At 37.4% G+C, this 14,870-nt stretch carries 14 protein-coding genes and 1 pseudogene; 4 read left to right on the top strand and 11 right to left on the bottom strand.

All coding sequences use genetic code 11. The features are described 5' to 3' along the window. Positions 1 to 88 precede the first annotated feature (88 nt). Positions 89 to 625 carry a hydrolase gene (locus tag C9J29_RS10415; protein WP_008178386.1) on the bottom strand — a complete coding sequence of 179 codons (537 nt, stop codon included), beginning with the start codon at positions 623 to 625 and terminating at the stop codon, positions 89 to 91. Between the two features lie 522 nt (positions 626 to 1,147). Here C9J29_RS10415 and serC point away from each other — a divergent pair. Beyond that, positions 1,148 to 2,236 (top strand): 3-phosphoserine/phosphohydroxythreonine transaminase, encoded by a 1,089-nt coding sequence (serC, locus tag C9J29_RS10410; protein WP_107922109.1) that lies wholly within the window; start codon positions 1,148 to 1,150, stop codon positions 2,234 to 2,236. A 267-nt stretch (positions 2,237 to 2,503) separates the two neighbouring features. Then, positions 2,504 to 2,863 carry a hypothetical protein gene (locus C9J29_RS10405; protein WP_008178390.1) on the top strand — a complete coding sequence of 120 codons (360 nt, stop codon included), beginning with the start codon at positions 2,504 to 2,506 and terminating at the stop codon, positions 2,861 to 2,863. Between the two features lie 195 nt (positions 2,864 to 3,058). On the opposite strand, the gene C9J29_RS10400 is transcribed toward C9J29_RS10405, so the two are convergent. From C9J29_RS10400 to C9J29_RS10380, 5 genes and pseudogenes are all read right to left on the bottom strand, one after another. Continuing rightward, a complete protein-coding gene (locus C9J29_RS10400) occupies positions 3,059 to 3,481 on the bottom strand; it encodes a hypothetical protein (RefSeq protein ID WP_107922108.1) in 423 nt (140 codons plus the stop codon). A gap of 59 nt (positions 3,482 to 3,540) precedes the next feature. Further along, positions 3,541 to 4,043 (bottom strand): annotated as a pseudogene (locus C9J29_RS10395) (IS1595 family transposase); the annotation flags it as partial. 68 nt (positions 4,044 to 4,111) lie between these two features. After that, entirely contained in the window at positions 4,112 to 4,540 is a 429-nt protein-coding gene (locus C9J29_RS10390; protein WP_008178397.1) for a Fur family transcriptional regulator, read from the bottom strand. Beyond that, positions 4,537 to 5,400, bottom strand: a complete 864-nt coding sequence (locus tag C9J29_RS10385; protein WP_107922107.1) for a metal ABC transporter permease — start codon at positions 5,398 to 5,400, stop codon at positions 4,537 to 4,539. Before C9J29_RS10385 ends, C9J29_RS10390 begins: the two co-directional genes overlap by 4 nt. A gap of 14 nt (positions 5,401 to 5,414) precedes the next feature. Continuing rightward, entirely contained in the window at positions 5,415 to 6,161 is a 747-nt protein-coding gene (locus C9J29_RS10380; RefSeq protein ID WP_089986131.1) for a metal ABC transporter ATP-binding protein, read from the bottom strand. A 162-nt stretch (positions 6,162 to 6,323) separates the two neighbouring features. Here C9J29_RS10380 and C9J29_RS10375 point away from each other — a divergent pair, with 162 nt between their 5' ends. Beyond that, positions 6,324 to 6,560: a Nif11 family protein gene (locus C9J29_RS10375; RefSeq protein WP_012295215.1), complete on the top strand. Its 237-nt coding sequence runs from the start codon at positions 6,324 to 6,326 to the stop codon at positions 6,558 to 6,560. A 49-nt stretch (positions 6,561 to 6,609) separates the two neighbouring features. Here the strand turns inward: C9J29_RS10375 and C9J29_RS10370 are convergent, their stop codons facing one another. Both C9J29_RS10370 and C9J29_RS10365 read right to left on the bottom strand, forming a co-directional pair. After that, the gene (locus C9J29_RS10370; protein WP_008178406.1) at positions 6,610 to 7,503 is read right to left on the bottom strand and encodes a deoxyribonuclease IV; all 894 of its coding nucleotides are present in this window, start codon (positions 7,501 to 7,503) and stop codon (positions 6,610 to 6,612) included. 13 nt (positions 7,504 to 7,516) lie between these two features. Beyond that, positions 7,517 to 8,818, bottom strand: coding sequence for a DEAD/DEAH box helicase (locus C9J29_RS10365; protein ID WP_089986133.1), 1,302 nt, complete (start codon positions 8,816 to 8,818; stop codon positions 7,517 to 7,519). Positions 8,819 to 9,111: 293 nt separating this feature from the next. Between C9J29_RS10365 and C9J29_RS10360 the strand changes: the two genes are divergently transcribed. Further along, positions 9,112 to 10,167, top strand: a complete 1,056-nt coding sequence (locus C9J29_RS10360; protein ID WP_090002533.1) for a 2,3-butanediol dehydrogenase — start codon at positions 9,112 to 9,114, stop codon at positions 10,165 to 10,167. A 40-nt stretch (positions 10,168 to 10,207) separates the two neighbouring features. On the opposite strand, the gene kdpC is transcribed toward C9J29_RS10360, so the two are convergent. Genes kdpC through kdpA form a run of 3 tightly spaced genes read right to left on the bottom strand, consistent with a single transcriptional unit; the run spans position 10,208 to position 14,638 of the window. After that, positions 10,208 to 10,852: a potassium-transporting ATPase subunit KdpC gene (gene kdpC, locus C9J29_RS10355; protein WP_107922106.1), complete on the bottom strand. Its 645-nt coding sequence runs from the start codon at positions 10,850 to 10,852 to the stop codon at positions 10,208 to 10,210. Positions 10,853 to 10,864: 12 nt separating this feature from the next. Beyond that, on the bottom strand, positions 10,865 to 12,928 hold the full coding sequence (kdpB, locus tag C9J29_RS10350; RefSeq protein WP_107922105.1) for a potassium-transporting ATPase subunit KdpB: 2,064 nt from the start codon (positions 12,926 to 12,928) through the stop codon (positions 10,865 to 10,867). Between the two features lie 15 nt (positions 12,929 to 12,943). After that, positions 12,944 to 14,638: a potassium-transporting ATPase subunit KdpA gene (gene kdpA / locus C9J29_RS10345; protein ID WP_107922104.1), complete on the bottom strand. Its 1,695-nt coding sequence runs from the start codon at positions 14,636 to 14,638 to the stop codon at positions 12,944 to 12,946. Positions 14,639 to 14,870 lie beyond the last annotated feature (232 nt).

Below are 14,870 nucleotides of genomic sequence, written 5' to 3'. Positions count from 1 at the left end.
AGCTATATTTTTTGGTAATTTCCTATTTAAAGCAAAAATTGTTATTACCATTTTTTTGAACACGGACCAATGGGGTCATTTATGTCTATTACTTCACAAGCTGTAAAATTGTTTTAAAATGTTCATGGTCTGCTCGTTGCAAAAGCTCATATAAAATCATCTCCATACTAGTTGGATAAATACCAAGGGCACTCATCTTAGCTAATCCGACTTCCTTATTTGCTTTTGTTCGAGATGAAACAGCATCTACCACTACCTCAACTTCAAATCCTTGTTCCTTTAGTTGTCTAGCTGTTTGGTAAACACAAATATGCGTTTCAATACCAGTGACAATAAATTGAGAACGTCCACTTTCCTTCATCGCTTTCACAAATTCCTCTTCCTCACATGCACTAAAAGCCATTTTAGCAATTGCTTGTCCTTGAAGATGTTGTGCTATATCAAGTGCTGTACCGCCTAAACGACTCGGATTTTGTTCTAGCCATAAAATAGGTACTTCCAGTGCTTGCATTGCTTGTATCAGCTTAGCAATGTTTGCAATCGTTGCTTCACTCTCATCAACAATTGTTGCTAGCTTTCCTTGCACGTCAACGACTACTAAACAAGCTTCTTCTACTGTAAACATCGTGAACACCCCTTTTCTATTCTTTATTTATTATACAAAAACTCACTTTAAAATGGGTTTATTTAAAATCCTATCGTACATATTGATTCATCGTCTGCATAAATAAACGTTATATTTTATATTCTAGCCGTTCCATATCTCCACGAGCATGCCCTTTTCCGCAGCTATTAAAATCCGAACATTAAATGGATTGTAACGGATAAAATTTATTTCAATTACGAAAATTCCAACTGTATTCCTGATAAAACTGTACTTTTCGTTCGTATTTGAATTAAAAACTCCTGCTAATTGTGTACATTTTGTTGCGAGGTTGTCGCTATTCTGCTCAAATATTAAGAATTTTATTTTTTCTCTTGAAAATTAAGTTATAATCCAGTAAAGTTCTGTTATCCCGCTTTAATGGTCCTATAGCTAATGATGTCTCTTAGACGATTAAAGCTCGATCAGGACAATATATATTCAGCAGTTTATAGCCACTGGATAAAAATTTCACTTATTAATCAAACAAGGAGTGTACCCACTTTGACACAACGTGCATACAATTTCAACGCAGGTCCATCTGCACTGCCCCAAGAAGTATTAGAAAAAGCTCAACAACAATTAGTAGACTTCCGTGATTCAGGTATGTCGATTATGGAAATGAGCCATCGTAGTGCCATTTTTGACGAAGTACATAACGAAGCTATCGCCTTATTGAAAAAGCTATATGCGATACCAGAAAATTACGAGGTCTTATTTTTACAAGGGGGGGCTAGCCTGCAATTTACAATGGTGCCAATGAACTTCCTATCTACTGATCAAAAAGCAAGTTATGTATTATCAGGCTCTTGGTCTGAGAAGGCATTCAAGGAAGCAAAGTTTTTCGGTACACCTGTGGAAGCTGCTAGTACAAAAGAGAACCAATACCGCCATATTCCTTCCCTAGCAGACATTCAATTTAATGAGGATGATGCCTATGTGCACATCACTTCTAATAATACTATTTACGGTACACAGTGGAAGGATTATCCAAATACAGGAAATGTACCTTTAGTGGCCGATATGTCTAGTGATATTCTTTCAAAACCAATTGATATTCAAAAATTTGGACTCATCTATGCAGGCGCTCAAAAAAACCTAGGTCCTTCAGGTGTAACAGTTGTCATTATTCGCAAAGATCTTCTTGAAAAAGCGAATAAAAATATCCCTACAATGCTTAAATATACAACACATGCTGATAGTAATTCTTTATATAATACACCACCTACATTTGGTATCTATATGCTAGGCGAAGTGTTGAAATGGGTAGAATCTAATGGTGGAGTCGCTGCAGTTGAGAAGCACAATGAATTAAAGGCTAACATTATTTATGATGCTATTGACAATAGCAATGGATTCTATAAGGGTCATGCAACTCCAGAAAGCCGTTCACTTATGAACATTACATTCCGCGTTGCCGATGAGGAACTTGAAAAACTATTCCTAGCGGAAGCAAAAGCAGCTGGCTTTGTAGGGCTAAATGGCCATCGTTCTGTAGGCGGCTGTCGTGCTTCAACATATAATGCTGTGCCATTAGAGGCTTGTGAAGCTTTAAGAGACTTTATGGTCGATTTCCAACAAAAACATCAATAATCTTATAAAAAATGACGATGATTTACGTTTCTGTAATGACTCGTCTTTTTTTGTTTGTCGATGATAATCTATCCCCATACAACTATCATTATAAAATTTTTATAGCAAATTTTTCTTTTAGGGCTTTGCACATAGCCTATTCTTTTGAGAAAAATATAGATTTTTAAGCGGACTATCGGACAGATTACCAGCCTCAATCTATTTACCAAACATAGATTATTACTGTAAGGATACCCTTACGAAAATAGAGGAAGGGAGGTCTGGACGATGGAAGATAGACGATATACAACACAGATGAACTGGCAAGGCTGTAAATGTCCAAAAAAAGAAGAGAAATGTTGTCCACGTAAAGAAGAAAAATGCCCTTGTCAAAAAGAAGAAAAATGTACACCAAGAATGAGCAGTAACTGTAGAGGCTGTATTTGTCAGCAATTACGGAAATTAGAGCTTGCGACTAGACTAGATATCTTTTTATCTGGAGGTATTAGCTTCTTAGGTGTGACTTTCATTTCTTTCGATCCACGCAATTGCTGTGCTTACTTCCTTGAAGCAGGTGCGGCTGCTACTTCTCCTTTAATTGTAGACTGCAATCAAATTGTTGCGATTCGTAAAGTAGCAGTAGCTTAATAAAAATAGAGAGGGTACATCCTATTAGGAACTACCCTTTCTTTTACATAAGGCTCTGTTAAATTTAATTGTTGATTTTTTAAAAATTATTATGGGAACCTGATTTGTTGAGGTTTCTCATTCTTATTCAACTAACACTACTTACTTTAATAATTTTAATAAGAAAAAGTGCTATGCTCATTTTGAGTTGAGCCTTTAGTTTTCTATTCGAATAAAGCATTTTTCATATATATCAATTGCTTCAATTTGTAGGTCATTTAAATTAATTTTCAACTCATCCTCACGTTTTTCATCTTCTTCACCTAACCAACAAATAAAAACTTCACAAAAATCGCCTTGTGGAAGCAATCCTTTTAGTAAGTGACATAAATAAAGAAAAGTTATTTTGGATTTTTCGTAGTTGTGTGGTGAATAAGTCTTTTGATATTCATTCATCTCCCAAATAGGATGACCTTTTTCAGATACTTCATAAATATAGGGCGTAGTAAAATGCTTCTGCTTAACTACATTACGATTTTTTTCTTTAGAGAAAACATAATCTATTTCAACCTCATCCTCTGTATAATATTCATTTAGTTTTAATGTAAAATTTAATCCAATATAAGTTGCCATACTCATTTTCATAAACTCCCTGCTGTTTAGTTGTTCAAGTAAATTGCCTAAGAATTAATTAAATATTACACATTGAATTTCGATATCTGCAAGCTTCGATAGGTTTCAGTCATTTCAAAAATAAATGATGTCAATAGAAATTCTTTGATATTGTGTTTTGTACTTTCGTTACTATGACTATCTATAAATAAGAACCAAGCAAGGTAATTATCAAGGTATTTAGTAGCTACGCCTTTAAAACGATTTATCAAATGTTTTACACGCGAATGAAGTCCGTTAACTTTTGAATATGGTACAAACCTTTAATAACGTAATTTTCATCGTCTAATTTAATGCGATAATGCTCTATTCTTTTTTCATTTGCATAAGTTTTATAGGCTCTCCAAGCATCTGTAATAAGTACATTATTAGGCGATAATTTAGAGCCTATCATACCATCAACCTTTGTTTTCACCACACGCCCCAAACACGCTACTTTTGAAACGGTCGCTTTAGTTCGGTCTCTAGCGACAAGAACACAGACTTGTTCATTACTTATCCCTCTATGCTTAGATTTACCGCCAAGCTTTTAAAAGTTATTAATTTTCAACATTATTCTTTAACAGAGCCTTACATAAAAAAAACTCTGTCCATTTTTTAATGTGACAGAGTTTCATGCTTACAATCCGGGCATTTCCCATATATTTCAAACTTATGATTTTCAATTTCATAGTCGGGAAGCTTTTCTCCTAGCATTTCCATCGGACAAAGGTTGAGCTCTTTAACATTGCCACAATCCATACAAATAAAATGATGGTGATGATGTGCAGATTCACAGTGCATTCGGAAATTACGTTCTCCAGATAGCTCTGTTTCCTCTAAAATCCCTAGCTTCACAAATGTAGCAAGGTTACGATAAATGGTATCAAAGCTCATCCCCGGAAAATCTTTTTTTAAAACATCCAATAAATCACGGGCTGTTAGATATTTATCTGTTGCAGCAAACATATCTAATATTAACTCCCGCTTATCCGTTTTTTTATAACCATTTTCTTTTAAAATTTCCCACGCTCTTGAAACATTCATTGTGCTACCTCCTCTTGCTTCGCAGCCATTTTAAATGCTACTTTCTTTCCAAGGATCACAAGTAGCAATATTAAAATCGAAGTGACAACAATCGTACCTCCTGGCGCTAAATCTAAATAAAACGCACTAATCAGGCCGATTAATACTGCCGTTTCTCCAAAAACAATAGCATAAAAGATAGTTTGCTTAAAGCCCTTTGCCAATCGCATTGCAGCTGCAACAGGTAACGTCATTAATGATGATACAAGTAAAATTCCTACAATGCGCATACTTGCAGCAATGACAAGAGCCGTCACAATCATAAACAATAGATGCACCCAACGTGCTGGAAGGCCACTTGCTTTTGCATATTCTTCATCAAAGGATAGAACGAATAATTCCTTAAAAAATAAAAACAAAAAGAGGATAACTACTCCAGCAATTCCAATCACCACCCATAGATCCTGGCGTGATACGGCAGATACTGAGCCAAACAGATAACTCATTAAATCTGTGCTAAAGCCGCTGGCAAGCGATATAAAGATAGCGCTTATGCCTATGCCGCCTGACATAATGATCGGTATAGCTAGCTCCTCATAGTGCTTATATAAACGTCTTAGACGCTCAATTAATATAGAACCACTAACAGATGCTAAAATTCCTAGATAAATAGGGTTGAGCAAAGCGAAGGCGGTCACAGATTGGCTAATATATAAGCTCCCTGCTATTCCAGCAAGTGTGACATGTGACAAAGCATCCGCAATAAGCGATAACCTTCTTACTACAATAAACACGCCTAATAGAGGGGCAAGTATGCCTATTAATAATCCAGAGAAAAAGGCATTTTGTAAAAATTCATAATGTAAAATTGCTTCAATCATTGTGCCTTCTCCTTCTAATGAATCTTTCTTACAGAATGGCCATACCAAGCATCTAGCGCACCCTGAGAAATATTATCAAATTCATTTTTGTAGCCATGGAAGTGAATGGTTTGATTTAAACAAGCCACATGGCTAATGCGATTAGATACGGTATCGACATCATGTGTGACAAGAATCATTGTAATTCCCTGTTCCCGATTTAATTTCGCCAGCATATCATAAAATGACTGCACGTTCTCGTGATCAATACCAACAGTCGGTTCATCTAAAATAAGTAATTTGGGATCACTGACTAAAGCTCTCGCAATAAAAACTCGTTGTTGTTGTCCACCTGATAGTTCACCAATATTACGATGTTCAAATGCATCCATACCAACTGCCTTTAATGCTTCTCGAACTTTTCCTTTAGCTTCTCGTCCTGGTCTTTTAAAAAGCCCTAATTTTTTCGTTAATCCACTTTTCACGACCTCTTGCACGGTTGCTGGAAACCCTGAATTAAAGGCATTGGATTTTTGCGAAACATAACCGATCCATTCTCGATGTTTAAAAGTTGCACTTGGTTCACCAAAAAGCTTTATTTCTCCCGAAAGAGGCTTTAATAAACCTAAAAGGATTTTTAATAATGTTGATTTACCCGAACCGTTTGGGCCGAGTAGCGCTAAAAAATCGCCCTCTTCTACACGAAAGGAAATATTTTTTAAAACTTGTGTATAGTCATATTGAAATGACACATTTTCAATGTCAATTAATGTTGTTTTCATGCATGATCGCTTCTTTCTAATTCAAAATCATTACGATTTACAAGTTGTAAGTATATAGGAAAGTGCAGTTTTTGTAAAGAAAAGAAGATAGCTACTTTTTGAATGAGAAAATGGCGACTGTTTAAATCATTTGATCAACCACATTATAAAGGAGGATTGACTTTGAGTATTCAATTTTTACAGCAATTGGCACAAAGCACGGATAAGGAAATTGTCGCGATTGCTCGTGAAGAGGGCTTTGACATTACAACTTCTGAAGTAAAAAAACTTCGGCCTTATTTGGAGCAATTCTCATTCTCCTGGCTTTTCTTAGGCATTCCTAAAGATATTTTAGTTGAAGTGGAGGCTGTTTTAGGAAGAAAGCGCTCTCGTCAGCTAATCGCACTTTTTACAAAATAACGTAATAAGGCCCAACATCAGCACTGTGGCTAGATGTTGGGCTTCTTTGTTAGCCTTTTAAAGCCTCGATAAGCTCAGGCTTAAATGTACTGCTTCGCAACATATCAATTTCAGCTTTGTATGGAGCTGATTTTGATTTGGCATCACTAGCAAGTGGTACGAATGGTGTTTCTAAAATTTTAGGAATCGCCATTAATTGTGGATGGTGGACCACGTAGTTCAAGGCATCAAAACCAATGTGACCAAAACCGATATTTTCGTGACGGTCTTTAGCAGCGCCTCGCACATTTTTTGAATCATTAATGTGCAGAACTTTGATACGATCAACACCTATTAATTTATCAAATTCGTTGAGAACACCATCGAAATCCTCGACAATGTTATAACCAGCATCATGTGTATGACAAGTATCAAAACATACAGAAAGACGTTCGTTATGAGTGACACCGTCTATGATTTTTGCTAACTCTTCGAAGGAACGGCCACATTCTGTTCCTTTCCCTGCCATTGTTTCTAATGCAATTTGGACGGGATATTCTTGCGACAATACTTCATTTAAGCCTTCAATAATTTTGGCAATCCCTGCATCTGCCCCAGCACCCACATGTGCACCAGGATGCAAGACAATTTGTGTTGCCTCTAATGCTGCTGTTCGTTCAATTTCCGACTGTAAAAAATCTACCCCAAGACGAAAAGTTTCTGGTTTTTCCGTATTGCCAATATTGATGATATAGGGAGCATGAACGACAATATTAGTCATGCCATGCTCTTTCATATGAAGCAGTCCATTCATAATGTTCAAATCGGCAATCGCTTTCCGACGTGTGTTTTGCGGCGCTCCTGTATAGATCATAAATGTATTAGCTCCGTACGATAATGCCTCTTTACTAGAGCCAAGTAACATTTCTTTCCCACTCATCGAAACGTGTGAGCCAAGTAGCATGTAAAAAGCCCCCCTATTTTTTTCCTCTCGCTTTTAAACGACGTTCACGTTTTTTAATTTTTTCCATTTCCCATTTCATATTACGCTTATAGCCTGGTTTCACCTTTTTAGGTTTACGGACCAATGCCTTCGCTTTTACATCTATTTCATTCTCTTGTTTAACACGATTTTTACGGGCATGACGCTCTTTTAACTCGGACCATTCTCCATCTTTAACGTCCATTTGTACAAATGGGATACCCATTTTTTCCACACGTACTACTGCATCTTCTTCAGATGGCTCAAATAATGTAATCGCTGTTCCTTTATTACCTGCACGAGCTGTACGTCCAACACGGTGAATAAAGAATTCTAAGTCCTCAGGAATTTCATAGTTAATGACATGAGAAACTCCTTGAATATCAATTCCACGTGCCGCCAAATCTGTAGCAACAATATATTGATATTCGAGATCACGAACTTGCTTCATCATTTTCTTACGGTCACGTGGGCTTAAATCACCATGGATTTGTCCACAACGGATACCATGTTCATTTAAATAACCAGCAACATGCTCAGCCGTTTTACGTGTGTTAGTAAAAATAACAGCCAAAAATGGATTGATGCCTTCGATGACTTCTAATAAACGTTTATTTCGTGATTTAGAACGAACTGGTACAAGCATAAAATCAATGCCCTCTGCCACAGGTCGTTTATCATTCATGTGAACATGGACAGGTGCGTCCATATATTTTTTCAAAAAAGGCTGTAGCTTTTCTGGGATTGTTGCTGAAAATACGAACATTTCAAGTTTCTCTGGCATTTGGGAAGCAAATCCATCAATTTCCTCAATAAAGCCCATATCGAAAGCTAAATCTGCTTCATCAACAACTAGAATTGGTGCCGTATGCACAAATAACGCTTGTGCTGAAACAAGGTCACGAATACGGCCAGGTGTTCCAACAACAATTTGAGGTTGCGTTTTCAACTTATCAATAGAGCGTTGTTTGTCCGTACCCCCAATAAAAAGTTTTGCCTGTATGGCAGTTCCTTCTATTAATTGACTTAATGCATCATAAATTTGCTGTGCAAGCTCACGTGTAGGAGAAGTAATAACGGCCTGTACTTCCTGTTTCTCTACATCGATACGTTGAACAATCGGAATTAAAAAACTATGTGTTTTCCCTGTTCCTGTATGTGCCTGTCCAATGGCACTCTTCCCTTTTAGTAATAATGGAATAATTTCTTTTTGAATTGGTGTCGGTTCTGTAAAGCCAAGTTCTGCAATGGCGTCCTGCAAAAATGGCTGAAAATTATAATCAGTATATTTTGACATCATTCGTTCCTCCTAACATCTTTTTTCATTGTACCATGATTCGAACTTTAAGGTATATTTACATCCTATTCTTACAAGCATAAACATAATTTTATCGTTTTATGATCACCGTAACAAAGCCCTTATCAAAGGTACTTGAAATACGAAGAATATGCAATCAAAAAAGCGCTGTATCAAGACTCGAAAAAGCTGGGTATATGTAAATTTTATGTCAATTTATAGGGAGCTAATGATTAGCATTATTCCCACATGTTATGATGAGGCTGTAACATATTATAGGAGGTTGATAGATTATGAAAGCAGCAAGATGGTATAAAGCAAAAGACATCCGTGTAGAAACTATTGAAGAACCAGTCATTGCACCTGGAAAAGTAAAAATTAAAGTACATTGGACAGGAATTTGTGGAAGTGATTTACATGAATACGCAGCTGGTCCAATCTTTATTCCTGTAGAGCAACCTCACTATGTAAGTAAAGATATCGCACCAATTGTAATGGGACATGAATTCTCAGGCGAAGTAGTTGAAATTGGTGATGCTGTAACATCCGTAAAAGTGGGAGATCCTGTCGTAGTTGAACCGATTCTATCATGTGGCGAATGTGCTGCCTGTAAAAAAGGTAAGTACAATATTTGTAAGCATTTAGGTTTCCACGGTCTTTCAGGCGGTGGAGGAGGATTCTCTGAATATACAATGGTAGACGAAAAATTGGTTCACAAAATGCCAGAAGGACTTTCCTACGAGCAAGGCGCATTGGTCGAACCAGCGGCGGTAGCCCTTCATGCAGTACGCCAAAGCAAATTAAAAGCAGGCGATAAGGCAGCGGTCTTTGGAACAGGTCCAATCGGGCTCCTTGTTATTGAAGCGTTACGTGCAGCAGGCGCGTCCGAAATATATGCAGTAGAGCTTTCAGCAGAGCGTGCCGCTAAAGCATTAGAACTTGGTGCTACAGCTGTTATTAATCCTAAAGATGAAGATGCAGTAGCTCGTCTACATGAATTAACGAATGGTGGCGTTGATGTAGCATTTGAAGTAACAGGTGTTCCAGTCGTATTACAGCAAGCGATAGATTCTACAACATTTGAAGGTGAAACAATTATTGTTTCTATTTGGGAAACTGACGCCTCTATTCTGCCAAACAATATCGTACTAACAGAGCGTTCTGTTAAAGGAATTATTGCTTATCGCGATATTTTCCCAGCGGTGATGGAATTAATGAAGCAAGGCTACTTCCCTGCTGATAAACTTGTGACGAAACGTATTGCTCTTGAGGAAGTCGTAACAGAGGGCTTCGAGGCATTAATGAAAGAGAAAAACCATATTAAAATCCTTGTAAATTCACAAGCTTAATATATAGAGTGACAGGTAGAGAAGCCCTCTACCTGTTTTTTTAATCTTTAGCTTTATCCATTTTTCCCCTAATTTCTAGATTCGCCATAAGGAAGTTCACCTTATCTTCTCCAAATACGCCTAATGTCCGTTTTTCTATATTGGCCTCTATAATTTTATTAATTTCTTCCTTTGAAAGCCCACTTGCTTGGGCAATTCGATCCACTTGTATTTGTGCCGCCTTCACACTAATATGTGGGTCCAATCCTGAGCCTGAGGCAGTCATTAAATCAGAAGGTATATCTTGTCGTTGTACGGATGGATTTGCAAGTAGAAACTTCTCGATATCCGCCTCTATCCGTTTTCTCAATTCTGGATTGGTTGGTGCATAGTTAAATGTACCTGAGCTAACACCACTGTAGTTCACTTGGCCATTATCATCTGGTAGCGTATCCTCTTTCGTATAAACATTATAGTTAACAGATGAAACACGCCCCCAGAAATATTCTGACGCAGTAAAATTTTGACCGATTAATTCAGAACCAACCGCTTGACCGTCCAATTCTAGTAAACTACCATTTGCTTGTTGATGAAATACCCCTTGGGCTAAGGCTGTCACGGCGAACGGGTATATTAAACCACATACAATGAACATGGCTATTGTCATAAGTAATGCCTGCTTAGAGCTCTCAAAAATTTTCCGCATATAGCTTCCTCCCTATAATCCAACTATACGAAATAATGGTCCTACTAGTAGATCAATGATTTTAATGCCAATAAACGGGGCTATTATTCCACCGACACCATACACAAGTAAGTTTTTATTTAATAATTTTGCGGCACTCATTGGCTTATACTTAACGCCTCTCATGGCGATTGGAATAAGCAATGGAATAATGACCGCATTAAAAATTAAGGCAGAAATAATGGCACTAGTAGGTGAATTGAGATTCATAATATTTAATGCTTTCATCTCAGGTACAGCAACCATTAGCATAGCTGGAATAATAGCAAAATATTTTGCTATATCGTTTGCAATACTAAATGTAGTTAAAGCACCGCGAGTCATTAGCAACTGCTTGCCAATTTCGACAACTTCAATAATTTTAGTTGGATTTGAATCTAAATCAACCATATTCGCAGCTTCCTTTGCTGCATTTGTACCTGAATTCATGGCAAGCCCTACATTCGCCTGTGCCAGTGCTGGCGCATCATTCGTACCATCACCAGTCATCGCTACAACTTTACCTTGTGCCTGCTCGTCTTTAATCACTTGAATTTTATCTTCTGGCTTACTTTCTGCAATAAAGCTATCTACTCCCGCTTCCTTTGCGATTGCTGCTGCAGTAAGTGGATTATCACCCGTACACATAATCGTTTTAATGCCCATTGCACGAAGTTGATCAAAGCGTTCCTTCAATCCAGCCTTGACGACATCCTTTAAATAAATGACCCCTAAAATTTTATCGTTTAACGCTACTAACAGTGGTGTCCCTCCAACAGAAGACACTTGTTGAACCAATTGATCCAAATTGCTAGGAATACTATGTCCTGCTTTCATACATTCTTTTTTTATCGTATCAGAGGCTCCCTTTCGAACTTTAGTGCCATCCACTGAATCTAAACCACTCATTCGTGTCTGTGCGGTAAATGGAATATGCTCACTTGACTTAATAATTGTTTCTTCACCGTCCGTATTTACCCCTAATTCGCAGGCCAATGATAAAATAGACTTCCCCTCTGGTGTATCATCGGTTAGAGAACTAAGCCATGCAGCTCGAATTAAATCCTTACTTTCCACCCCTTTTACTGGTAAAAACTCAGCCGCCATGCGATTTCCATACGTGATCGTTCCAGTTTTATCTAAGATTAATGTATCCACATCTCCACATGCCTCTACCGCTCTACCAGACATCGCTATAACATTAAATTGCGTTACTCTATCCATTCCTGCAATACCGATCGCTGACAATAAACCACCAATCGTCGTTGGTATTAAACAAACTGTCAGGGCAATTAATGTTGCGATAGAAATCGGCACATGTAAATATATTGTCATTGGATAGAGTGACACTACAACTAATAGAAAGATAATCGTTAAACTTACGAGAAGCGTATTGAGTGCTATTTCATTTGGTGTTTTCTTTCGGCTAGCTCCTTCAATAAGCGTTATCATTTTATCTAGAAATGATTCACCTGGCATGGACGTAATTTCAATTATCAGCCAATCACTTGTAACCGTCGTCCCTCCGGTAACTGACGAAAAATCTCCCCCACGTTCCTTCACTACAGGAGCAGATTCACCTGTAATTGCGGATTCATCTACAGTAGCAATTCCGTCAATAACTTCACCATCATTAGGAATGATCTCTCCCGCTTGAACTAACACGATGTCGCCTTTTTTTAATTCATGTGCCAGTTTAAAAATTTCAGAGCCATCATTAAGCAAAACACGTGCCTCTGTCACTGTCTTTGTTTTTTTTAAAGTTTGAACCTGTGCTTTCCCTCTTCCTTCTGCAATCGACTCTGCAAAATTTGCAAATAGAATCGTAACAAAGAGTATAATCGCTACAATCCCATTATATAATCGTGCATGTTCTCCACCATCGTTACCAAACATATTTGGAAAAAGAACTAATAGTAACACAAACAAAAATCCTACCTCTACGACAAACATAACAGGATTTTTCAGCATATATATGGGGCTGAATTTCTTAAAAGCATCTATTAACGCTCTTTTTAGTATGACACCAGTCATCAAACTATTTCTTGCTGTTTCCATATGTGTCTCTCCTCATTAAGAATAAAGTTGTAAATGCTCTGTAATCGGACCAAGTGCTAAAGCTGGTAAAAATGTCAGCGCACCAATCATCAACACGATAGCAACGAGTAAAAAAGTAAAGGTAGTCGTATCTGTTTTTAATGTTCCTAGTGAATCGTTATGCCTTACTTTATTAGCAAGTAAAGAGGCAATAGCTAATTGCATGATGATGGTTACATAACGACCAAAGAACATAGCCAGTCCTGTTGTTACATTCCAAAAAGTTGAATTATCCGCTAACCCTTCGAAGCCAGAGCCATTGTTAGCTGAGGCAGAGGCGAATTCATAGAGAACTTGTGATAATCCATGTGCCCCAGGATTCGTTATTCCAGCTATCCCAGATGGTGTTGCAACCGCAAGCGCTGAAAATAGCAAAATAATAGCAGGATGAATTAGAATACAAAGAGCAATTAATTTCATTTCTTTTTCTTCAATTTTTTTACCTAAAAACTGTGGAGATCGACCAATCATTAAACAGGCAATGAAAATGGTCAGCAAAACATACATCATCATGTTCATCAGCCCAACGCCTTTACCTCCGAACACAACATTGAGCATCATATTAAACATAGGTACGAGGCCACCAAGTGGCGTTAATGTATCATGCATATTGTTAACGGACCCAGTAGTAAATGCAGTCGTAACAGTCGTAAATAATGCTGATTGTGCTACCCCAAAGCGCATTTCTTTTCCTTCCATACTTCCAAGCTCCTGTGTAATGCCGAGTTCACTAATGAATGGATTACCAGCCTTCTCTGCTATGTACACAGTCACTAATCCTACGAGGAACAATATACTCATCGCTGTAAAAATAGCCAGCCCTTGTTTGCCAAAAATAGTGTTCTTTTTTCTAGAGACAACCATCAGACTAAACGCGACAACACATGCCCCTGGCAATAGCATCATAGATAACATCTCTACTATATTGGAAAGAACGGTTGGATTTTCAAAAGGTGTTGTTGAATTCGCTCCGTTAAAACCGCCACCATTTGTCCCTACATGTTTAATAGATTCAAGAGAAGCAATCGGTCCAAGTGCAATATCTTGTAATTTGCCCTCAATTGTTTGTACGGTTTGATTGCCATTTAAGGTTTGTGGTGATCCTTGAGAAACTAAAATAAGAGCCACAACAATGGAAAAAGGCATTAAAATACGAGTAATAACACGAACAAAATCGACAAAAAAATTCCCTATTGTATCTGTTTTAGCCACTAACCTACGACAGAAAGCCATACAAGCTGCATAGCCAGTAGCTGCTGATGTAAACATCATAAAAGTAATGACTAGCATCTGTGATAAATAGCTGAGTCCAGATTCACCACTATAATGCTGAAGATTTGTATTCGTTATAAATGAAATAATCGTGTTAAACGAAAGGGTAGCTTCCATATTGTTGATATTATTTGGATTTAAAAATAGTAATGCTTGAATGCGTAGTATGATATATCCCACAAACACCATCATGGCATTTGAAATAATTAATGAAAGTACATATTCTTTGCCCGTCATATTAGCTCGTTTAATGCCGCAAACTTTATAAATTGCTGCGTCTACTTTATCTAATAGAGGATCAAGCCATGTTTTTTGTTGTAATGTAACCCGATATAAATAATGTCCCGTTAAGATAACGAGCGGTAAATAAATTATCAATACGATGGCTATTTGCCACATAGTGTGTCCTCCCTGCCTTTAATAATTTTCTGGGTACAGTAATGCATGCCCTAAATAACCAAAAAGAAATACTAGTACTACTCCCATAAAAATCCACAAATTGACTTCCTCCTCGTTACTTTTCTACTAGTTTGTAGCACCATACTGTTAACGCCAAAACACATGCAAAGCTTATGATCAGTAAGCCCATCATAAAAAAATCCATCAATCGTAACACCCCTTCTCCTTAAGG

The organism is Lysinibacillus fusiformis (assembly GCF_003049525.1).
GTDB lineage: Bacteria > Bacillota > Bacilli > Bacillales_A > Planococcaceae > Lysinibacillus > Lysinibacillus fusiformis.
Note: the sequence above shows the minus strand (reverse complement) of the source record. Positions and strands in the feature narration are given on the sequence as shown.